Raw genomic sequence first — 20001 nt, 5'->3', positions numbered from 1 at the left:
TTTTAGGTTTAACTGCTATCCGCATTGCAGCAACTATCAACCAGGCGCATAATTAGCCTGCTTACTTATATTCAATCGATAGCGCAAACAGCGCATCACACTGCGGATCGCTATGTCACCCTCAGATGCCCCCATAAACTGGAAACGCAACCTCACCGTTGCCTGGTTAGGTTGTTTTTTAACCGGAGCAGCATTTAGCCTGGTCATGCCCTTTTTGCCTCTTTACGTCGAGAGTCTCGGCGTCACGGGTCATAGCGCCCTGAATATGTGGTCAGGCCTGGTCTTCAGCATCACCTTTCTCTTTTCAGCCATTGCCTCTCCTTTCTGGGGTGGTCTTGCCGATCGCAAAGGACGAAAAATCATGCTGCTGCGTTCCGCGTTGGGCATGGCAATTGTGATGCTGCTGATGGGACTGGCGCAAAATATCTGGCAGTTCTTAATCCTGCGCGCCTTGTTAGGGCTGCTTGGTGGATTCATCCCCAATGCGAATGCACTGATCGCCACCCAGGTTCCACGCAATAAAAGCGGCTGGGCACTGGGAACGCTTTCAACCGGTGGCGTTAGTGGCGCACTGCTCGGGCCGCTAGCTGGCGGCCTCCTCGCGGATCAGTACGGATTACGCCCTGTATTTTTCATCACCGCCAGCGTGCTGCTGGTCTGCTTCATCCTGACGCTATTTTTTATCCGCGAGCGTTTCCAGCCGGTGAGCAAGAAGGAGATGCTGCACATTCGTGAAGTCGTGGCCTCTTTAAAGAACCCCAAACTGGTGCTGAGCCTGTTTATCACCACTTTGATCATTCAGGTAGCCACCGGTTCTATCGCGCCAATACTGACTCTGTACGTTCGAGAGTTGGCTGGCAACGTCAGCAATATTGCGTTTATCAGTGGGATGATAGCCTCTGTCCCCGGCGTTGCGGCATTAATCAGCGCCCCGAAACTTGGCAAATTAGGCGATCGAATTGGCCCGGAGAAGATCCTGATCGTCGCGCTGATCGTTTCTGTGTTACTGCTTATTCCGATGTCATTTGTCCATACGCCCTGGCAGCTTGGTGTTCTGCGCTTTTTATTGGGTGCGGCCGACGGCGCTCTGCTCCCGGCGGTACAAACGCTGCTGGTTTACAACTCGACCAATCAAATAGCTGGACGTATTTTCAGTTATAACCAGTCATTTCGCGATATCGGTAACGTAACAGGACCTCTAATGGGGGCAGCGATATCCGCCAACTACGGTTTTCGTGCCGTTTTCTGTGTGACCGCGGGCGTCGTACTGTTTAACGCCCTGTACTCGTGGAATAGCCTGCGCCGTCGTCGGAGTACAGAGGTCGTGGGATGATTTGTGTATTTGTATTCGCCGGTTCGGAATAATAAACTTATCTTACACGGCGTATATTTCAACCTTAATGATAATAGTAACACACCTTATTTCTGCCAGAATTTTTGGCTTCATACAATGCGGCATCGGCGTATGAAACAACTTTATCCGCTGATTCATCATCAATCTTGCTGCAATATACACCGATACTTATCGTCATTTTTTCTTTTAACTCATAAGAATTTGGTATTGTCGTACCATTCTCTACATTTCGCCTAATTCGCTCTGCAACAACAATTGCCTCATCTTTATCGTTACACTTAAGAAGGATCGCAAATTCTTCGCCGCCTACTCTGGCAAAAATATCCGTATCTCTGATTGATTTATTGACAATGTCGACAATGCTGATTATCACTCTGTCACCTTCCTGATGACCGTAAGTATCATTAATCCGTTTGAATTTATCAATATCCAGAACCATTACACATACTGTGCCTTTTGCTAATGATGATTTTAATGACTTATAGAATAGTTTACGATTATATATTTTAGTCATTGCGTCTTTAATAGCTGAATCCGTTTCTTTTTTTAAGATGATGAAGGTGTTGTACATCAGTATTGAGATTATACACAGAGCACTTATCACCTCAATCCCCCGGCTTACATACCAAATATACATGCTATATTCATCCAGGCTCAGAAGTAGTACATTGGTCAATATTGCTGAGCAACACAGTAGCCCTATACTTTTCCGCAAGATGTTATGCGTTCTGGTTTTAATGATTAAATACAACAGGACCAGTCCCCAGGATACAATAAGCGAATAAATGTACCCAATATGCCAGTGCACGGTGACATTATCAGGCTTCAGGCTTGTGATCTCGAGTGTAAAATTAGGGTTGTAACTGGCCAGAGCGTGCGCCACCACCGCGATAACAAGCATGATTAAAAAAGACAGAACGATATAGCAAGGTTCTCTTTCTTTGGTTTCAATAACTGTCGAGGATACTTTATAAGATTTTAATGAAACAAATAGCAGAGCGATGAAACTAATCTGCCGAAAGTAATAGAATATGGCTATATCGTTAGTTCTTTTTTCGATTGAGGCATAATCATTAATCAAGTCCTGAACGATGTAGATAGTCTCGATGAAAAATATGTTATTCCCAAGAAACGCCATACCTAATATCATAAGGCAGGTGAGATCTTTTCTACAAAGATACTGGAATAACATAAACAGGAAGATTATCCCATATAAAAAGAATAACCCTACAATTATAATCAGATATACTGTTTGCGGCACACTTTGTATCGTTAATTTAAATTGTGTAAGACACACTCCACCAAGAACATAGCTAGCCAAACAGATTATATAGAAAGCCATTAACCTTCTATTATTTGAATTGCCGTTATCCATAACAACCTTAAGGGCTTTCTTAATTTTGCATTTTATATAATAAAGCATAAGATTTTGCAAACTATTATATCTGCACAGATTCAATGACACTAATTCATTTCTTATTTAATGGTTTCTTATAGATTTATAACCTTTGTCATTAATAATATTTAATTATGTATACTATTTAAGTATCACTCACACTATTCACAGCCCCCATACACAAAAGATACTTTGTCACTACCAGAGACACCACTAAGTTTAGCCACTTTCATTGATTGCACCTGCGACACTTCCGTATAGGGCATTAATTTTCTTCTTAGTTTTTATTAAGTTACGAAATATTACTTCATAAGCGATCGGATTTCCTCTCTAAAACATATAAAAAATAACGTTTAACCCTGAAGATTTCCTTATATAACGTCATTTTTTAATTTTTCGATTTTCATTACTACATAGCAAACCACATACATTACTATTTTTTCTTGAATTTTTTTCCTGATATTACGTCGGCTTCAGTATCTGCCAATGTAAATTTTTCATAAACAACCGAAGTTACTTTCCCCCAGTCTCGTAGGCATTGCAGGCAGTAATCATCTGATTGAATGAACCATGCAGCTAATGGGTTTGACGCTCTGCGGATCGCCGTCTATAGATTGAATCATCCCCCTTTTTTGTTCGCCTTAGGAGAAGAAATATGGCAAAGAATGACATGAATTTTTATGCCACGTTGGAAGAGGCTATTGATGCAGCTCGTGAAGTGTTTCTGGCTGATAACCCTGACCTTGAGTCAGACGACGCCAGCGTTCAACAGCTAAGCGTCCAAAAATACGTGCTACAGGATGGCGACATTATGTGGCAGGCGGAATTCTTTGCTGACGAGGATGATGTAGATGGTGAATGTCTTCCAATCCTGAGCGGGGAAGCGGCCCAGAGCGTTTTTGATGGCGACTATGATGAAATTGAAATCCGCCAGGAGTGGCAGGAAGAAAATACGCTTCACGAATGGGATGAAGGTGAATTCCAGCTGGAACCTCCCCTTGATACTGAAGAGGGACAGACCGCAGCCGATGAATGGGATGAGCGATAATTACTCGTAAGGTCCATGATGTATGTCGAGCGGCAGCAGCAACGTATCAAACACCAGCGAAAATGGCAGATCGAGGATAGTGACGTAGCGCCATGCGGAGTCCCTAACATCCCATTGCACGCCAGGATAGTATTGGTTTCCGTGTCCTTGCCCTGGGATGGTACGACTAATAATGCTGCCGCATCCGCTCAGGAAGAAGATCATTATTCCTACAGCCAATATTCGCACCTGCTACCTCACGACTCATTCTATTCAATATAAAAAAATACCGGCACCAGGCCGGTATTTTCACGTTACAGAACGCTTATTTTTTCCTGAGCGCCAGCGGGTTCAGTGTCAGTCCCTGATAGTAGTTCACCCACGAAGAATACTTATCAGGTGAATTCCAGACACGGTAATGTAAACGCGCCATGGTCACCGGATCGCTCAACAACACCAGGCGACGATCGCGATTCAGTTTCTCCGGCGTTTCGTTCAGTGCCTGTTCCACATGACGATCGCGTGCAATCTCCAGCACGTTGCTGGCGCGGTGGCGTGCAGTCGCCATGGCCGTGGCCAGTGCGTTAAACGACGGATTAAACACCGCATGCATAAAGCCATCGTCCAGCGTACGTTTACGGTTCATCACCAGATAAGTATCGGTATCCACCAGCACCTGCGGCGGAGAATACTCTTCCGGGATCAGGAACAGCTTCCAGCGCTTGGTACGTAACCCCACCGTGGAACGGCTGGAAATCACGGAAACAAACGGTGACAGGATCAGCGAGAAGACAATCGGTGCCAGCCAGAACAGGAAACGCAGATCCAGCCAGGCCATACCCACAGCCCACACCAGCCCCAGCAGTAACTGAGAACCGTGACGCATAAACGCTTCACCCCACGGGGTCGAATCGTCATCACGCTGCGGCGAATTCCACACAACTTCCCAACCGAGGAAGGCACTCACGACGAAGACGGTGTGGAACAACATACGCACCGGCGCCAGCAGCACGGAGAACAGAACTTCCAACAGTAGCGACAGCGTGACGCGGATAAACCCGCCGTACTCTTTCGTCCCTTTACACCAGATGAGCAAAATACTCAGCAGCTTCGGCAGGAACAGCAGCACCATCGTTGAAGCAAACAGCGCGATCGCCAGTTCAGGTCGCCACTGCGGCCAAACCGGGAACAGCTGACGCGGTTGCAGGAAGTACTGCGGCTCCGTCAACGCATGCACCACCTGCAATGCGGTAGAGAGCGCGAGGAACATAAACCAAAGCGGCGCAGACAGATAGGACATTACACCGGTCAGGAATACCGCACGGTGAACCGGGTGCATCCCTTTCACCAGGAACAAACGGAAGTTCATCAGGTTACCGTGGCACCAGCGGCGGTCGCGCTTGAGTTCATCCAGCAGGTTCGGCGGCAGCTCTTCATAAGATCCCGGCAGATCGTAAGCAATCCACACCCCCCAGCCAGCACGACGCATCAATGCCGCTTCCACGAAGTCATGGGAGAGGATCGATCCCGCAAACGAGCCTTCGCCCGGTAACGGCGCGAGCGCACAGTGCTCGATAAATGGCTTCACGCGGATAATTGCGTTGTGGCCCCAATAGTGTGATTCCCCTAACTGCCAGAAGTGAAGCCCGGCGGTAAACAGCGGTCCGTAAACACGGGTCGCAAACTGCTGGCAGCGCGCATACAGCGTATCCATACCGGAAGCCTTCGGTGACGACTGGATAATCCCGGCATTCGGATTCGCTTCCATCAGACGCACCAGGCCGCTCAGACAGTCACCACTCATCACTGAGTCAGCGTCCAGCACCACCATGTAGCTGTACTGATTTCCCCAGCGACGACAAAAGTCATCAATGTTGCCGCTTTTACGCTTCACGCGACGACGGCGACGGCGGTAGAAAATCTGCCCTTCGCCCTGCACCTCAGCAATCAGCTCCATCCACGCTTTTTGTTCTGCCACGCAGATATCAGGGTTGTAGCTGTCGCTCAGGATATAAACATCGAAATGTTCGGCGTTGCCCGTTGCTTTGACCGATTCCCACGTGGCGCGAAGTCCCGCAAATACGCGGTCAACGTCCTCGTTACAGATAGGCATAATCAGCGCGGTACGGTGTTCGGGATTCAGCGGTTCGTTCCCGACCGTTGAGGCCGAGATACTGTACTTATCTCGTCCAATCAACAGTTGCAGGAAGCCCATCAGCGCGGTCCAGAATCCCGCAGACACCCAACAGAAAAGCACGGCAAACAAAATGAGAATTCCGGTTTGCAGCATGTAGGGCAGCAGTTGCATAAAGGAGACCCACAAGTTCTGTCCCATCATGTCTACCGGATTAATAAATGCCCACCCCTGATACGGAAGGATCGTCTTCATATACCAGGTTGCTACGACCGTTTGCGCCAGCGTTAGAATCAACAGCGTATAGCGGCGGATGGTGCCTACGGTACGCCATTTTTGCTCGCTTTCCTGTTCTTCTTTCGTCAAACGCGAAAGATAACGCGGCGTCACATCGCGCCCACGCAAGCGATCCCAAAAACGACCAACCGGGTTGGTACGCCAGGGATCGGGGAACATAGAGGTACGCGTTGCTTTTGGCATCGCCTGCAGCTGATCGCGGCCCTCATCGTCCTTAACCAACTGCTCTTTAGCCAAAGAATCCGGCCATGCTTGCTCAAGGCGAGCTTTCACAGAACCCTGCGGTGAATCATCTTCGCGCGAGTAAGTACGATGCTCGGCATCCAACGCCTGATGAACGGCGCGGATGTCAGTTTTCGGCAGTGCCGCTTTCTCGATATCCGAAAGCGGCATTGCGTCAATATACTCAGTTGTCTTATTCATTGGCAGGTAACTGGTAGCTCCAGGTTTCACTCAGCGTCTGATCGGCATTGACCAAGGCAGCACGCATTTCAGTGGTTTTCTTCACGTCTTTCACTTTCACGCGCAGCATCAAACGCCAACCCTTAGATACCGGGTTATAGCGCACAGTGCTTTCAACGATTTCACCGTTGTCGCCAATACTGGTTTGTGCGGTAACCGGGGTATCCTGCGGCAGTTTTTTCATATCTGTGCCGGTAAAGTCCACCACAAACGCGATGGTACCATCAGGCTGACGAATCAGGTTGGACTGTTTTACATCACCGGTAGAACGACGAGTCTGCTGTACCCAGGCGCTTTCCGGCGCATGAAGCTTGTCCTCATCACGCGTGAACGTCAAAGTGTACTTAAAGTTCATCTCTTTGCCCGCTTCAGGCAGTTGATCCGGCGTCCAGTACGCAACGATGTTATCGTTCGTTTCATCGTTAGTTGGGATTTCAACTAACTCAATCTTACCTTTACCCCATTCACCTTTTGGCGTGATCCAGGCGCTTGGGCGCAGATCGTAACGATCGTCGATATCTTCAAAACGCGAGAACTGACGGCCACGCTGCAACAGTCCGAATCCTTGCGGGTTTTCCATTGCGAAGCTGCTCACCGCGAGATGTTTCGGGTTATTCAGCGGACGCCAAATCCACTCCCCATTGCCCGCGTGGATAGACAAACCGTTGGAATCATGCAGTTCCGGACGATAGTTTGTCGCCGGAGACGGCTGGTTCGGTCCAAACAGGAACATACTGGTTAACGGTGCCACACCCAGTTTGCCCACTTTGTCGCGCAGGTAAACTTTGGACTGAACATCCACGACCGTGTCACGGCCTGGAATAATGACAAAACGATACGCTCCGGTTGCACGCGGAGAATCCAACAAAGCATAAATGGTTAAACGTTTATCAGTCGGTTTCGGACGCTCGATCCAAAACTCACGGAAGCGGGGAAATTCTTCACCAGAAGGCAGAGCGGTATCAATCGCGAGACCACGCGCTGACAGGCCGTAGACCTGACCTGCACCCAGAACGCGAAAATAGCTGGCACCGAGCATGCTGACGATTTCATCGTTTTTATCTTTGCTGTTGATCGGATACAGCACTTTGAACCCGGCGAAGCCGAGATCTTTTACCGTGTCTTTATCATGCTGAACATCGCCAAAATTAAAATAATCCGGGCTGTATTTGATTCTTTTCACCGCCGTGGCGGTAACTTCGTTGATTTTGACCGGCGTGTCGAAGTACATACCCTGGTGGTAGAACTCGAGCTTAAATGGGGTCTTGAGATTGCTCCAGTACGCTTTATCGCGATTGAACTGGATCTGTTGATAATCCGCATATTTCATGTCGCGGAAAACGGAGGGCAAGTTACTTTTTGGCGCCTCATAGCCTTTCCCGGCTAAGGATTGAGCTTGTTTTGCAACATCATCAATACTGAACGCCCAGCTCGATGATGTATACAGCGTTAACATGACTGCTGCACCCAACCAACGCATTTTCATCATTTGTAGTTTATGTTTCATAATTAGTAAGCACTTCCCCCTTTGTGTGCTTATATTGATCCGATCCATTTTAATGGATAATCGGGTACTCCGACAACTGAATCCCTGTATTGTTCGCGCGCTGGCTCATGGTTTAAGCAGGTTCATCTGCCTGTTTTCACTTTGCGTGCTTATCCTGGAGACAGGTTGTTGGACTTCGTGTAGGGTTGCCCTCGAATGTAACCATTATTCGTCTTAGGGATAAGACGAAAAGTCTGAGAATACGTAACTGTCTATGAGCTCTGTATCACCACCACGTGAATATTTTCTTGACTCCATCCGTGCCTGGCTAATGTTGTTAGGGATCCCATTCCATATTTCATTGATCTACTCCACCCACACCTGGCACGTGAACAGCGCAGAACCGTCATGGTGGTTAACCCTTTTTAACGACTTTATCCATGCATTTCGCATGCAGGTCTTCTTTGTCATTTCAGGTTATTTTTCCTACATGCTTTTTTTGCGCTATCCGTTAAAACGCTGGTGGAAGGTGCGTGTAGAACGCGTGGGGATCCCCATGCTGACCGCGATTCCGCTGCTTACGCTGCCGCAATTTATCATGCTGCAATACGTGAAAGGGAAAGCAGACAGCTGGCATACCCTCAGCGGCTACGACAAATACAATGCGCTGGCCTGGGAACTGATTTCCCATCTGTGGTTTTTGCTGGTTCTGGTGGTGTTAACGACCCTGAGCATGTGGGTGTTTACCCAGATGAAAAACAGACTATCGCGTGGAGACGGTACCCCTGCATCGGGGGTGTCAATGACCAAATTAACGCTGATTTTTATATTGTTGGGTGTCGGCTATGCCGCCGTCAGAAGAACGATTTTCATCCTCTACCCTTCGATTCTCAGCGATGGCATGTTTAATTTTATCGTTATGCAAACGCTGTTCTATGTGCCTTTCTTTATGCTCGGTGCGCTGGCGTTTATCAATCCGAATCTGAAAGCACTGTTTACCACGCCATCGCGCGGCTGCACGCTAGGCGCCGCATTCGCATTTGTCGCATACCTGCTCAATCAACGTTACGGCAACGGCGATGCCTGGATGTATGAAACCGAATATGTCATTACCATGGTCATGGGGCTATGGATGGTGAATGTCGTCTTTTCGCTTGGCCACCGTTTACTGAATTTCCAGTCGGCTCGCGTGACCTATTTTGTCAACGCGTCGCTGTTCATCTATTTGGTGCACCACCCGTTAACGCTGTTTTTTGGCGCGTATATCACACCGCATATCAAGTCGAATCTGCTGGGTTTTCTCTGCGGTCTGCTTTTTGTGGTTGGAATTGCGGTCATACTGTACGAAATCCATTTACGGATCCCGGTGCTGAAGTTTCTCTTTTCGGGTAAACCGCCCATTAAGCAGGATAAAAACAAGGCGGTAGCCGGTTAGTTTTCTTGCATTGAATGGTTCAGAGCAGCCATTCAATGGGCAACACGGATGCAAGCCTCACCAGAACCCGCTTCCAGAATCCTGTAGCGGGTTCTTTTTTCAGTACCTGTTCGCTGCCAGAAAGCCGATCAACCCAGTTGATTCTGCCCCAACGGTCAAGACGTAGTTGCCAGGCCATGTCACGCTGACTTTGCATAAAACGTTTATGAATCAACTCGGCCAGTACTTCACTCTCAATCACAAACCCCATTTCCGTATTGAGCAGCGTTGAACGGGGATCAAAATTAAGCGAACCGATAAACACTTTACGACCGTCAATACTGAAGGTTTTCGCATGCAGGCTGGAGCCTGAATTACCGGTTAATCCCCGGTCGTGTACTGCTGAAACGCGATCGCGGGTTGGTTTGAGCTCGTATAACTCCACGCCGTAGCGCAGGAGTTTTTTTCGCCAACGCGCATAGCCCGCGTGAACGACTGCGACATCATTCGCCGCCAGAGAATTAGTTAAAATTGCGATCTTAACGCCTTTTCTCACCAGTCTCAGGAGCTGCGCCACACCGGCGCGAGTTGGTACAAAGTAGGCGGAAATAATATCAATACGCTCGGTCGGAGATCCCATCACGTCAAACAAACGCTGCGGTAATAGTGAGTGGCGCGGCGCTTTCCCCTCTCCTTTTGCAGGATCATCACTCAGCAAGCGCGTTTTCGCCCAAATTAGCGGCAGCGACCTCTGATCGAGATGGGTCATAAACTGGCTGGTTTCCAGCTTATGTAGATAGCGACGCGTTATGTCATCATTATACCAGGATTCGGGAAGTTCGATTTTTTGCGTAGAAGCTGGTTCAGCCACCTCAAGTACGTTTTGCAATGTTGAAACCGAGCGGCAGCGCCAGTAACGCTCAAAGTCGTCTGCAACATCCTGGACAACCGGTCCAATAGCCATAACGTCCAGATCGGAAAACAGTGGTTGTTCGCCTGCGCCAAAATAGGCATCGCCTATATTTCGCCCCCCCACAAGAGTTACGACGCCGTCAGCGGTATAACTTTTGTTGTGCATACGTCGATTCAACCGGGCAAAATCGGTTAAATAGCCCAGGGCACGCAGGATGCGAAAGGAAAAGGGATTAAACAGGCGGACTTCAATATTAGGGTGATTGTCCAGCAAACGCAGCGTGTCATCCAGACCTGGCGTGTTGTTATCATCCAGCAACAAACGCACCCGGACGCCCCGCTTCGCTGCGGCCAGCAAAACGGAAAATAACAATAGCCCGGACATGTCGCTTTCCCAGATGTAATACTGAACATCCAGGGTACGTTCCGCCATTTCCGTCAACCGATAGCGAGCAGCAAACGCATCCAGGCTGTCATCCAACGTCAGAATGCCGCATTCTCCCGGGTGGTTTACGCATAGCGGCGTGATGGCACGCTCAAGTCGCGTCATATCAGTCCGTGCGTTCATCGCCTTGTTGGGTAAGTAATCTCTTGTATAGTCGAGCGTTTTCTTCATCAAAGCACACGAAGTATATTTGATCGGGTAGCGTACGTCGGGTGATAAATTTCAACACCGTTTTCACCGCGATCTCTACCGCTGCAGCACGTGGGTAACCATAAGCTCCGGTGCTTATAGCAGGAAAAGCAATGGATTGATAACCATTGGCTAAGGCCAGTTGCAATGTATTTAGATAGGCCTCTTCAAGTCGTTCAGCCTCGTGGTGATCACCGCCTTGCCAGACGGGTCCTACGGTGTGAATAACTGCTTTTGCCGGAAGCGCTCCAGCCAACGTGATAACGGCATGCCCGGTCGGGCATTCTCCCTGTTGTTGTATAACCTGTTTGCAGGCCTCCAACAACGCAGGCCCGGCAGCACGATGAATCGCGCCATCGACTCCACCTCCTCCCAGTAACGAGGAGTTGGCCGCATTGACGATCACATCTACTGCGATCGTCGTAATGTCGCCCTGTAACACATGAACACGCGATTGCATAAGTTCCCCCTGACAAAACACTCTCCGTTAAGTGTACAGCAGGGTTTTCCTTGAAATCTCACTTTTTAGCCATAAGCGTGCATACCTACGCCAGAATGATTCATTTATATTCAATATTCAGAATAGCCATGCTTTTCTGTTCATTGAGGTAATACATTTTCACCGTGGCAATTTGTTCCACACTCTGAGGCGCTGTCGTGACCTGTTGCAGGTCGTAGAGACTATTACTCATCGTGCCATCACGCATACATGACAATTCAATCTGTTGTTGTCGAGTGTTAACATCGCAAGGTGCTTCAACTATTGCACCACGAAAATGAATAACCCCGCCGGGTAAGATTTGCGTCGCCATTGCGGGGAGGGTGAAAAGAGAAAAAGCCCACAAACCGGTATTTAAAATACGCTTTAATAATGTACACATAAGGGTTCCTCAATGATTAATCATCCTTGAGGGATCGCAATGATCCTTCACCGCTGCGAGTTACGATCAAATAAACCGTTTGTTCGTTTCTATATTCATAGAACAGCACTGCACTCCCAGCCACACCCTTAATGCAAATCCGGCAAAAAATTATGGGTGACTGTTTGAGTCAGGCCATTGTTGCGACAGATGCAGAGACTGCCCGTCAGAAACGGTAACGATAATTTTGACCGAATCCTCCGGTGAAATATTAAAGCTCATTTTTGTTAATTCAATTGGCCGATTAGCAGGGACCGAAAGGCTTGTTTTCTGCTGTGACTGACTTTGTCCGCCCTTTCCTTTACGTATGGCAAGGACTTGCACTTCACATACGCACGGTTGAGCTAATGTCACCTGAGGAATAATGGTGTACATGTCACCTTGCTGAGTTGTATTGAATGTTATTTGATTTGCCAACGCGGCAATGAGTAATAGCGTGTGCATAATATTCTCCCGAAAAAAAACAGGGCTTTCGCCCTGTTTATTATCAGTCAGAAAACTGAATTAGTGCTGGTTAGCTGTAGCATTGTTGCCATAACCAACCTGCTGAATCAGCACATTGGAGTCAGACGCTGTCTGATTAACCACAGCACCGTTACGACCACCGAACTGAGTTACGCTGATATCAGCATTTTTTGCATTCCACTGATTGATATCAGCACTGTTCTGGAAGCCGGTCTGTTTCAGGCTAATGGTACTGTCATCAGCACCTTGGCCGACGGTCGCACCGTTACCATGTCCGTGTTGTGTGATAGTCACGTCTGATTTACGTGCATCACTTTGCAGCGCATTCGCAACGTTACTAGAGCCAAATTGGTAAATACTCATTGAAGAGTCTGGGCCATAGTTGCTACCGCCACCATGATGATTACCGCCCCATTGCGGAACAACACCTGCCAGAGCACTGCCAGAAACTACGATTGCTGCGAATGCTGCCACTTTTAAAAGTTTCATGGTAAACCCCCATCGGATTGATTTAAACGTCGTTTATGGATTAGCGTTGAGTAACGCGAATTGCCATTTGCGACTGTCTCTGCACCACAACTGCTGTTTTTTGTGTACCGTACTGGGTAATATTGGCTTTATTACCAGAGCCTTTCTGGATAATCATCGCCGTATTACCGTAAGAGCTTTGTTTAATACTCGCATCATTAGAGCTACCCGTTTGATCAATATATGCAAAGTTATTTGATCCCGTCTGCTCTGTTTTCGCTCGGTTACCTGAACCTTCTTGCGAAATGACCGACAATAACTTGGTGCCCTCCTGGCGAGTATTTGCACTATTAGCAGTACCAACCTGACCAATAATGGCTGCCTGATTAAATGAAGACTTACTTAATTCATTTACCGCAAAGTTATATTCTGAATTAGCTAAATCATAACTGGTTGCGGATGCAATCCCAGGCACTCCCAGTATTGTAAACATCATAAATAACAACTTGTTTTTCATGTTGTCACCCTGGACCTGGTCGTACATGAAGTTAAATTAATTACCACTCAAATTGTTGTTAACATGACTTACATTTGTTAACGCCACGTTACGATGAAGAGTATGTCCGTGGAAACATTTTAAATAACTCACCCGCGAGTGGTATTTTTATATCCGGATTCACACCAAAGTACTAATTAACAGTGAATAACACCGCTTCAGGTCTGGCTTTTATTTTTATTTTGCTATCAGTAATGAATTTCTATGCAGTCACTGAGAAAGTGCATTTTGCACGATATCAGGGCCTCTCAGTACAACGTCGAGATAGACATCGGTACAAGTCGTGACAAAGGTCATTTTTTTCCATCTAAAATTGACCAACGTAAATTGAGACAAGGATTTTAGAATTCATTAGAAATCTAAAACTCAGCAACTATTAATTAACTAATTTAAAATCAATGCGTTACTATAATTTGTATGATTTTTTAAATCTATGCAGCAAAGGTAAAATGTACAACTTTCCTATCAAATCTAAACTCTAATAAAACCATAAAATCACATTTTAATATATAATTTTACAAGTTGTTACATGTTTAACACTTGCTTTAAGATTTGTAATAGCTAGATTGAAATCAGTTGAAGTCCATTTGTTTTAATATTTTCACCCCTTTGGGTCGATATTTTATATCTACACAGCAGTGCAACATCTGTCAGTACTTCTGGTGCCTCTATTTTAGTAGAGACAGCTGTCAGGTGTGCGACTAAAAAGTGGAGTTTCATCATGTTTAATGAAGTCCATAGTATTCATGGTCATACATTATTGTTGATCACAAAACCTTCTTTGCAGGCAACTGCATTATTACAGCATTTAAAACAATCACTGGCACTCACCGGAAAACTACATAATATTCAACGTTCTCTGGATGATATATCCTCCAGCTGCATTGTTTTACTGGATATGATGGAGGCAGATAAAAAACTGATCCATTACTGGCAAGATAATTTGAGTAGAAAAAACAACAATATAAAGACGTTATTGTTGAATACTCCTGATGATTACCCTTATCGGGATATTGAAAACTGGCCGCATATCAATGGTGTTTTTTACGCAACTGAAGACGAGCAGCGTGTCGTAAGCGGCTTGCAGGGTATCTTGCGCGGTGAATGTTACTTCACGCAAAAACTTGCCAGTTATCTGATCACGCACTCTGGAAATTATCGTTATAACAGCACGGAGTCGGCACTGCTGACGCACCGTGAAAAAGAGATCCTTAATAAATTGCGTATCGGCGCCTCAAATATTGAAATCGCTCGTTCACTGTTTATCAGTGAAAATACGGTAAAAACACATCTTTATAATCTTTTCAAAAAGATAGCTGTCAAAAACCGTACGCAGGCGGTCTCATGGGCCAATGATAACCTCAGGCGATAAAGCCATGAAACGGTATTTGATCTGGATTGTGGCAGCAAATTTATTCTTTGCTGCCGGGAGTCTGCACGCAGCGACAACCGTAGAGGTGGAGGTTCCCGGGCTGTTAACTGACCACACTGTCTCTTCAATCGGGCATGATTTTTATCGGGCCTTTAGTGATAAGTGGGAAAGCGAGTACACAGGAAACTTAACCATTAATGAAAGACCCAGTGCGCGTTGGGGAAGTTGGATCACCATAACGGTCAATCAGGACGTTATCTTCCAGACTTTTTTATTTCCGACGAAAAAAGACTTCGACAAAATTGTAGTCTTCGCATTGGCACAAACTGAGGAAGCATTAAATCGCCGGCAAATAGATCAAACACTATTAAGCACAAGCGATTTAGCGCGTGATGAATTCTAAAACATGATTTTGTCCGGAGGCTTTCATGCGTGTTAAACATGCAGTGGTTTTGCTCATGCTAATTTCACCATTAAGTTGGGCCGGAAACATGACGTTCCAGTTTCGCAACCCAAACTTTGGTGGCAACCCGAATAATGGTGCTTTTCTGTTGAACAGCGCCCAGGCCCAGAACTCATATAAAGATCCAAGCTATGACGATTACGGTATTGAAACCCCGTCAGCTCTGGATAACTTTACTCAGGCGATTCAGTCACAAATTCTCGGTGGCCTACTCACCAACATTAATACCGGTAAACCAGGAAGAATGGTGACCAATGATTTTATCATTGATATCGCCAACCGGGACGGACAACTGCAATTGAATGTCACCGACAGGAAATCGGGGAAAACTTCGACTATTGAAGTGTCGGGTTTACAAACACAGTCGACCGACTTCTAAGTTATAGCCACGAAAGGAAATAATCATGCAGCGTTTACTTATCATGGTGGCAGTAATTTTACTCAGCGGATGTTTAACAGCTCCGCCTCAAGAAGCCGCTAAGCCGACATTAATGCCCCGAGCCCAAAGCTATAAAGACTTGACGCATCTGCCTATGCCTACAGGTAAGATCTTTGTGTCGGTATACAACATTCAGGATGAGACTGGCCAATTTAAACCTTACCCGGCAAGTAACTTCTCAACCGCCGTCCCGCAAAGCGCCACGGCTATGCTTGTCACCGCATTGAAAGATTCTCGTTGGTTCATCCCACTGGAACGTCAGGGGTTACAGAACTTGCTTAACGAACGCAAAATCATTCGTGCAGCTCAGGAAAACGGTACGGTTGCGATTAATAACCGGATCCCGCTACAGTCCCTGACCGCGGCAAACGTCATGGTGGAAGGATCAATTATCGGTTATGAAAGCAACGTTAAATCGGGTGGTGTCGGTGCACGTTATTTTGGTATTGGCGCCGATACGCAATACCAGCTCGACCAGATAGCGGTAAACCTGCGCGTAGTTAACGTCAGCACCGGTGAGATCCTGTCGTCAGTGAATACCAGTAAAACCATTCTGTCTTATGAAGTACAGGCTGGGGTGTTCCGCTTTATTGACTACCAGCGTCTGTTGGAAGGTGAAATTGGCTACACCTCTAACGAACCGGTTATGCTTTGTCTGATGTCAGCGATTGAAACGGGCGTTATCTTCCTGATTAATGACGGCATCGATCGCGGATTGTGGGATTTGCAGGATAAGAAACAAGTTGATAATGACATCCTGGTTAAATACCGTCATATGTCGGTACCGCCAGAATCCTGATGGGTCTATACAGCATAAAAAGCGTGAGGAAAACCCTCACGCTTTTTTATTTACTGGTCAGCGTCGACGATATTCTATTTTCACGGCGAGATGCCAGCCACAGACCACTGTTTTTCATTGCATAGCCGAATACGAGGCCCAGTGCCAGTGACGGTACAACCAGTCGCCAGTCGCCCTGCCCTGCAAATGTTGCACATGCGCCAATGAACGTGCCCGGTACAAATGAAAGCAGCCATTGCTTTGCCTGGATACACATCAGAAACGCGACAATTCCTGTCATGACATAACCAATAATGTCCATATGCGGAGCAAGCGCACTACCGTTAATAATCACCAACGCCCACACCACACCGCTTAGCAGCGTACACGCCGAGATCCACAGTCCTTTTAACCCACCTTGCGGGCAGGCGAAATAAGCCGTGCAACCCAGAAAGCCAGCCCAACTGAGTAAACCAAGAGAAACGGCCACCCATCCCCAGATCCCGGAGAGAATGCCCGTTGTGATTGCAATTGAGAGAAGTATGTTCATGCCGCGCATCTTAGCAGAAAAACGGCATGGTAATGAGATCGCGCACACAATTTATGCAAGCTTATAAATTGAGTTGCACCTTTAAGTGATGCGCGTCACATTTATTCGTCTGTATCTTCCTGCAATTCGTCCCACATCGCACCAATGGCATCACGCGTCAGCGGTGCTATCGTACGCCAGAAAGGCGTGTTTGCGTGCGCTTCAACTTTACCAAGGAACGTACCGCACCAGGGCAGCAAGTAGTCTACAAACAAGGTTTCAAGCGCCTCACTTTCATCTTCCGCAGACTGGTCCTCAAGCCATGAAGCCGCCAGCAACAGCGTACCAATGTGATCTGCCGGTGTATCAGCAAGCGGCATGCCCCGGGCTGAAAGAAATGCACGAACATCGGATTCTTTCGCCCCTTCTACCCAGGCACTACGATAAGGCGGCACTGCACACTCGTCACCGACAAACAGCGCGTTGTAATCTGCAGCCAGCTGGGGCATATCGCAGCTCTTCTGTAAACGGGTGAGCAGTTCGTCCTGTTCCAGCGGCCAGTTGGCGGACAGTTTACCTTCACTAATCAGGGTAAACAGGGGAACCAGTAAAGGGTCCTGCGGTTGGCGGTAAAACAGCGAGCCCAGTACACGACACAGGATAGAAAACTCGTTCATTGATATATTCCAGTTAGTAACAATTACAGTTCAGCAAATTCCGCGATCGGCTCCATGCCTCGCGATTCCAGAAACGCCAATAGACGTTTAGGTGTGACGTTTAAAATTCTGTCTTCAGGGAAATTAACATCATCCAGGATTTTACGGCATTCGCCAAATTCTCCCAACGTGAAAGCGGTATGTGAATCCGACCCTAACGCCACCCAGCCACCAGCATCACGCACAGCCGCAGCAACCGCACGGCAATTATCCTCACTGCCCTTACGCGAATGCAAAAACGAAGAGTTATTGATTTCCAGTGCAACCTGGTACTTTGCCGCCGCCTGCGCAATTGCTTTAATATCAACAGGATATTTGGGATTTCCCGGATGACTTATGATGTGCACATTACCGCTGGCCATCGTAGCTATCATTGCCTGGGTATTGGTGTCTTTATCGTGAGGTGCAAAAACCGGCTCATGGAAGCCCGCAATAATGAGGTCCAGGGAGGTAAACATCGGACCTGAACAGTCAATTTCACCTTCAATATTCTTAATATTGGCTTCTATTCCGCGCAGGATCCCCACGCCATCCACGACACGTGGCCAAATACGCATATTGATAAAGTGCCAGTGGTGAGGCGCATCCGCCATGTCCGGTCCATGATCGGTAATGGCAAATAGCTTGATGCCTTTGCGACGAGCTTCCGCGATGTAATCACTTAAGGTGCTGTAGGCGTGGGTGCTGGCGACGGTATGCATATGCAGGTCAACGGGATACATAACTCTCTCCTGTAGTCATTTTCCGTCAAGGATAGCAGGTATCGCCGCCATTAATACCCTAAAATTCGAGTCGCAGGCAGGTGGCAAGGGAGTGATACCTGAATCACTTACTTACGTAGGTGATTCAGGTGAACAACCGTAGCCAACGCACATGCAGCTTGAAGTATGACGGGTATTTTAGCTGAAACCCGGTACTTGCCGGGTTACCATCAATATCCCCGAACGCGATTGACCTGACCTGTTACGACTTGCCCGCTCTCCAGGTTCATAATCGTGCGGGAGATATAGTCCACCGCTTCTGCCGGACGGGTAACTGCGGCAATATGTGGCGTCATCGCCACACGCGGATGTTTCCATAATGGGCTGTTTTCTGGCAGCGGTTCACGACTATAAACATCCAGCATGGCCCCCTTCACCTTGCCGCTTTCCAGCGATGCCAGAAGATCGTCTTCATTGAGATGAACACCGCGTGCAAGGTTCAGCACGTAGGCTCCATCCTGCAATTGGCTAAGTAAATCAGCGTTAATAATGCCTACGGTTTCTGCCGTATTAGGCAGAAGGTTGATCAGCACGCGAGTTTGACTCAAAAACGCGCCCAGTTCCTCAGTACCGGCGAAGCTTTCCACGCCAGACCAGGATTTACGCGTACGACTCCAGCAGCGCAGTGGGAACCCCCATGCTTGCAAGCTTTCGGCAACTTTTGCGCCCAATACCCCAGCCCCCATGATCCCGACGGTAAACTCCTCGCGAGTATATTCTGGCAACGGCTGCCATTTCGCCTGATTTTTCAATGCCTGATAATCATCAAAGCGACGAAACCAGTGCAGCACCTGACTGACAGCATATTCCTGCATTTGCAGGCCCATACCCGTATCTTCCAGACGGAAAAGCGGGATCGACGCATCCAACATTTCCGGATGAGCATTGAGTTTACTGAGAATAGAATCGACGCCCGCGCCCAGCGCAAATACGGCTTTTAATTTTCGTCCTGCGAGCATTTCAACCGGTGGATGCCAGACCAGCGCATAGTCAGCATGTGCATTATCACCCGCTTTCCACTCACGTACGTTCGCACCAGGTATTGCCTTTGCCAACGCATTAATCCACCAGGTCGTATCGAATGTTGGGTGATAGAAAATTATATCCATATTGTCTCCTGAACATTGTTGTGCGGAACTTTCTCGCACTTATTATCATCATTTTTCGAGGGAACATCAGAGTAGCAAATTTTAGGATGCTGGCAAAAAAAACAATTCCCGCTTATTTATGCTCCATGTTGCTTGAAGTTTGTGTAAATGCACATTTTTTTCAAAAAGTTGATTGACGGCGGGGCGGTGTTTCCCCTACATTAGCGCCCGTTCCGGTAGCACAGGAACAACAATATGGTGAGGTGTCCGAGTGGCTGAAGGAGCACGCCTGGAAAGTGTGTATACGGCAACGTATCGGGGGTTCGAATC

The 20001-nt window shown here is 47.4% G+C and carries 21 protein-coding genes and 1 tRNA gene (1 of these 22 running past the window's edge); 8 read left to right on the top strand and 14 right to left on the bottom strand.

What is annotated here, in order from left to right:
• Positions 1 to 112 precede the first annotated feature (112 nt).
• A complete protein-coding gene (gene mdtG, locus OGY67_RS20470) occupies positions 113 to 1333 on the top strand; it encodes a multidrug efflux MFS transporter MdtG (protein WP_032942948.1) in 1221 nt (406 codons plus the stop codon).
• Positions 1334 to 1397: 64 nt separating this feature from the next.
• Here mdtG and OGY67_RS20465 read toward each other — a convergent pair whose 3' ends face one another.
• On the bottom strand, positions 1398 to 2729 hold the full coding sequence (locus OGY67_RS20465) for a sensor domain-containing diguanylate cyclase (protein WP_286574445.1): 1332 nt from the start codon (positions 2727 to 2729) through the stop codon (positions 1398 to 1400).
• A 691-nt stretch (positions 2730 to 3420) separates the two neighbouring features.
• Here OGY67_RS20465 and OGY67_RS20460 point away from each other — a divergent pair.
• The gene (locus OGY67_RS20460) at positions 3421 to 3798 is read left to right on the top strand and encodes a MysB family protein (RefSeq protein WP_008784346.1); all 378 of its coding nucleotides are present in this window, start codon (positions 3421 to 3423) and stop codon (positions 3796 to 3798) included.
• Here OGY67_RS20460 and OGY67_RS20455 read toward each other — a convergent pair whose 3' ends face one another.
• The 3 genes from OGY67_RS20455 to mdoG all read right to left on the bottom strand — a co-directional run bounded on the left by OGY67_RS20455 (position 3799) and on the right by mdoG (position 8159).
• Positions 3799 to 4026 carry a YceK/YidQ family lipoprotein gene (locus OGY67_RS20455; protein ID WP_003832117.1) on the bottom strand — a complete coding sequence of 76 codons (228 nt, stop codon included), beginning with the start codon at positions 4024 to 4026 and terminating at the stop codon, positions 3799 to 3801.
• Positions 4027 to 4102: 76 nt separating this feature from the next.
• Positions 4103 to 6631, bottom strand: a complete 2529-nt coding sequence (gene mdoH, locus OGY67_RS20450) for a glucans biosynthesis glucosyltransferase MdoH (RefSeq protein WP_111465799.1) — start codon at positions 6629 to 6631, stop codon at positions 4103 to 4105.
• A complete protein-coding gene (mdoG, locus tag OGY67_RS20445) occupies positions 6624 to 8159 on the bottom strand; it encodes a glucans biosynthesis protein MdoG (protein WP_095533147.1) in 1536 nt (511 codons plus the stop codon). The genes mdoH and mdoG overlap by 8 nt, the downstream gene beginning before the upstream one ends.
• A gap of 271 nt (positions 8160 to 8430) precedes the next feature.
• On the opposite strand from mdoG, the gene mdoC reads away from it, so the two are divergent.
• Positions 8431 to 9591 (top strand): glucans biosynthesis protein MdoC, encoded by a 1161-nt coding sequence (gene mdoC / locus OGY67_RS20440; RefSeq protein ID WP_032942947.1) that lies wholly within the window; start codon positions 8431 to 8433, stop codon positions 9589 to 9591.
• Positions 9592 to 9610: 19 nt separating this feature from the next.
• Here mdoC and OGY67_RS20435 read toward each other — a convergent pair whose 3' ends face one another.
• The 6 genes from OGY67_RS20435 to csgB all read right to left on the bottom strand — a co-directional run bounded on the left by OGY67_RS20435 (position 9611) and on the right by csgB (position 13486).
• Positions 9611 to 11101, bottom strand: a complete 1491-nt coding sequence (locus OGY67_RS20435; protein WP_374115555.1) for a phospholipase D family protein — start codon at positions 11099 to 11101, stop codon at positions 9611 to 9613.
• Complete coding sequence (gene ymdB / locus OGY67_RS20430; protein ID WP_286574444.1) at positions 11034 to 11576, bottom strand: O-acetyl-ADP-ribose deacetylase; 543 nt, start codon at positions 11574 to 11576, stop codon at positions 11034 to 11036. Before ymdB ends, OGY67_RS20435 begins: the two co-directional genes overlap by 68 nt.
• Positions 11577 to 11676: 100 nt before the next feature.
• Positions 11677 to 11997, bottom strand: coding sequence for a YmdA family protein (locus OGY67_RS20425; RefSeq protein ID WP_286574443.1), 321 nt, complete (start codon positions 11995 to 11997; stop codon positions 11677 to 11679).
• A gap of 150 nt (positions 11998 to 12147) precedes the next feature.
• A complete protein-coding gene (csgC, locus tag OGY67_RS20420) occupies positions 12148 to 12480 on the bottom strand; it encodes a curli assembly chaperone CsgC (protein ID WP_286574442.1) in 333 nt (110 codons plus the stop codon).
• 60 nt (positions 12481 to 12540) lie between these two features.
• Complete coding sequence (gene csgA, locus OGY67_RS20415; protein WP_008784338.1) at positions 12541 to 12990, bottom strand: curli major subunit CsgA; 450 nt, start codon at positions 12988 to 12990, stop codon at positions 12541 to 12543.
• Positions 12991 to 13030: 40 nt separating this feature from the next.
• Positions 13031 to 13486, bottom strand: coding sequence for a curli minor subunit CsgB (csgB, locus tag OGY67_RS20410; protein WP_003832095.1), 456 nt, complete (start codon positions 13484 to 13486; stop codon positions 13031 to 13033).
• Positions 13487 to 14246: 760 nt separating this feature from the next.
• Here csgB and csgD point away from each other — a divergent pair.
• Genes csgD through csgG form a run of 4 tightly spaced genes read left to right on the top strand, consistent with a single transcriptional unit; the run spans position 14247 to position 16598 of the window.
• The gene (csgD, locus tag OGY67_RS20405; protein WP_003832092.1) at positions 14247 to 14897 is read left to right on the top strand and encodes a biofilm master transcriptional regulator CsgD; all 651 of its coding nucleotides are present in this window, start codon (positions 14247 to 14249) and stop codon (positions 14895 to 14897) included.
• A 4-nt stretch (positions 14898 to 14901) separates the two neighbouring features.
• On the top strand, positions 14902 to 15300 hold the full coding sequence (gene csgE / locus OGY67_RS20400) for a curli production assembly/transport protein CsgE (protein ID WP_286574441.1): 399 nt from the start codon (positions 14902 to 14904) through the stop codon (positions 15298 to 15300).
• 25 nt (positions 15301 to 15325) lie between these two features.
• A complete protein-coding gene (gene csgF / locus OGY67_RS20395; RefSeq protein ID WP_003832089.1) occupies positions 15326 to 15739 on the top strand; it encodes a curli production assembly/transport protein CsgF in 414 nt (137 codons plus the stop codon).
• 25 nt (positions 15740 to 15764) lie between these two features.
• The gene (gene csgG, locus OGY67_RS20390) at positions 15765 to 16598 is read left to right on the top strand and encodes a curli production assembly/transport protein CsgG (RefSeq protein WP_008784335.1); all 834 of its coding nucleotides are present in this window, start codon (positions 15765 to 15767) and stop codon (positions 16596 to 16598) included.
• A gap of 46 nt (positions 16599 to 16644) precedes the next feature.
• On the opposite strand, the gene OGY67_RS20385 is transcribed toward csgG, so the two are convergent.
• The 4 genes from OGY67_RS20385 to ghrA form a co-directional block, all read right to left on the bottom strand.
• A complete protein-coding gene (locus tag OGY67_RS20385; RefSeq protein ID WP_032934412.1) occupies positions 16645 to 17127 on the bottom strand; it encodes a DUF1097 domain-containing protein in 483 nt (160 codons plus the stop codon).
• 101 nt (positions 17128 to 17228) lie between these two features.
• Positions 17229 to 17783 (bottom strand): TorD/DmsD family molecular chaperone, encoded by a 555-nt coding sequence (locus tag OGY67_RS20380; protein ID WP_003832084.1) that lies wholly within the window; start codon positions 17781 to 17783, stop codon positions 17229 to 17231.
• A 23-nt stretch (positions 17784 to 17806) separates the two neighbouring features.
• Entirely contained in the window at positions 17807 to 18544 is a 738-nt protein-coding gene (locus OGY67_RS20375; protein WP_008784332.1) for a phosphatase, read from the bottom strand.
• A gap of 209 nt (positions 18545 to 18753) precedes the next feature.
• The gene (gene ghrA, locus OGY67_RS20370; RefSeq protein WP_057067489.1) at positions 18754 to 19692 is read right to left on the bottom strand and encodes a glyoxylate/hydroxypyruvate reductase GhrA; all 939 of its coding nucleotides are present in this window, start codon (positions 19690 to 19692) and stop codon (positions 18754 to 18756) included.
• A gap of 236 nt (positions 19693 to 19928) precedes the next feature.
• Here ghrA and OGY67_RS20365 point away from each other — a divergent pair.
• A tRNA-Ser gene (locus tag OGY67_RS20365) sits at positions 19929 to 20001 on the top strand (it continues 134 nt past the right edge of the window).

Origin of the sequence: Citrobacter sp. Cpo015, assembly GCF_030333035.1 — a bacterium.
Classification (GTDB): Bacteria; Pseudomonadota; Gammaproteobacteria; order Enterobacterales; family Enterobacteriaceae; genus Citrobacter; species Citrobacter portucalensis.
This window is presented reverse-complemented; position numbering and strand designations above follow the sequence as displayed.

Bases quoted from the DNA above. Each gene is read 5' to 3' on its own strand.
- csgC (WP_286574442.1), bottom strand. From the start codon at position 12,480: ATGCACACGCTATTACTCATTGCCGCGTTGGCAAATCAAATAACATTC.
- OGY67_RS20375 (WP_008784332.1), bottom strand. From the start codon at position 18,544: ATGTATCCCGTTGACCTGCATATGCATACCGTCGCCAGCACCCACGCC.
- ymdB (WP_286574444.1), bottom strand. From the start codon at position 11,576: ATGCAATCGCGTGTTCATGTGTTACAGGGCGACATTACGACGATCGCA.
- csgA (WP_008784338.1), bottom strand. From the start codon at position 12,990: ATGAAACTTTTAAAAGTGGCAGCATTCGCAGCAATCGTAGTTTCTGGC.
- csgE (WP_286574441.1), top strand. From the start codon at position 14,902: ATGAAACGGTATTTGATCTGGATTGTGGCAGCAAATTTATTCTTTGCT.
- OGY67_RS20425 (WP_286574443.1), bottom strand. From the start codon at position 11,997: ATGTGTACATTATTAAAGCGTATTTTAAATACCGGTTTGTGGGCTTTT.
- mdtG (WP_032942948.1), top strand. From the start codon at position 113: ATGTCACCCTCAGATGCCCCCATAAACTGGAAACGCAACCTCACCGTT.
- mdoC (WP_032942947.1), top strand. From the start codon at position 8,431: ATGAGCTCTGTATCACCACCACGTGAATATTTTCTTGACTCCATCCGT.
- ghrA (WP_057067489.1), bottom strand. From the start codon at position 19,692: ATGGATATAATTTTCTATCACCCAACATTCGATACGACCTGGTGGATT.
- mdoG (WP_095533147.1), bottom strand. From the start codon at position 8,159: ATGATGAAAATGCGTTGGTTGGGTGCAGCAGTCATGTTAACGCTGTAT.
- OGY67_RS20380 (WP_003832084.1), bottom strand. From the start codon at position 17,783: ATGAACGAGTTTTCTATCCTGTGTCGTGTACTGGGCTCGCTGTTTTAC.
- OGY67_RS20465 (WP_286574445.1), bottom strand. From the start codon at position 2,729: ATGGATAACGGCAATTCAAATAATAGAAGGTTAATGGCTTTCTATATA.
- csgB (WP_003832095.1), bottom strand. From the start codon at position 13,486: ATGAAAAACAAGTTGTTATTTATGATGTTTACAATACTGGGAGTGCCT.
- csgG (WP_008784335.1), top strand. From the start codon at position 15,765: ATGCAGCGTTTACTTATCATGGTGGCAGTAATTTTACTCAGCGGATGT.
- OGY67_RS20460 (WP_008784346.1), top strand. From the start codon at position 3,421: ATGAATTTTTATGCCACGTTGGAAGAGGCTATTGATGCAGCTCGTGAA.
- csgD (WP_003832092.1), top strand. From the start codon at position 14,247: ATGTTTAATGAAGTCCATAGTATTCATGGTCATACATTATTGTTGATC.
- mdoH (WP_111465799.1), bottom strand. From the start codon at position 6,631: ATGAATAAGACAACTGAGTATATTGACGCAATGCCGCTTTCGGATATC.
- OGY67_RS20385 (WP_032934412.1), bottom strand. From the start codon at position 17,127: ATGAACATACTTCTCTCAATTGCAATCACAACGGGCATTCTCTCCGGG.
- csgF (WP_003832089.1), top strand. From the start codon at position 15,326: ATGCGTGTTAAACATGCAGTGGTTTTGCTCATGCTAATTTCACCATTA.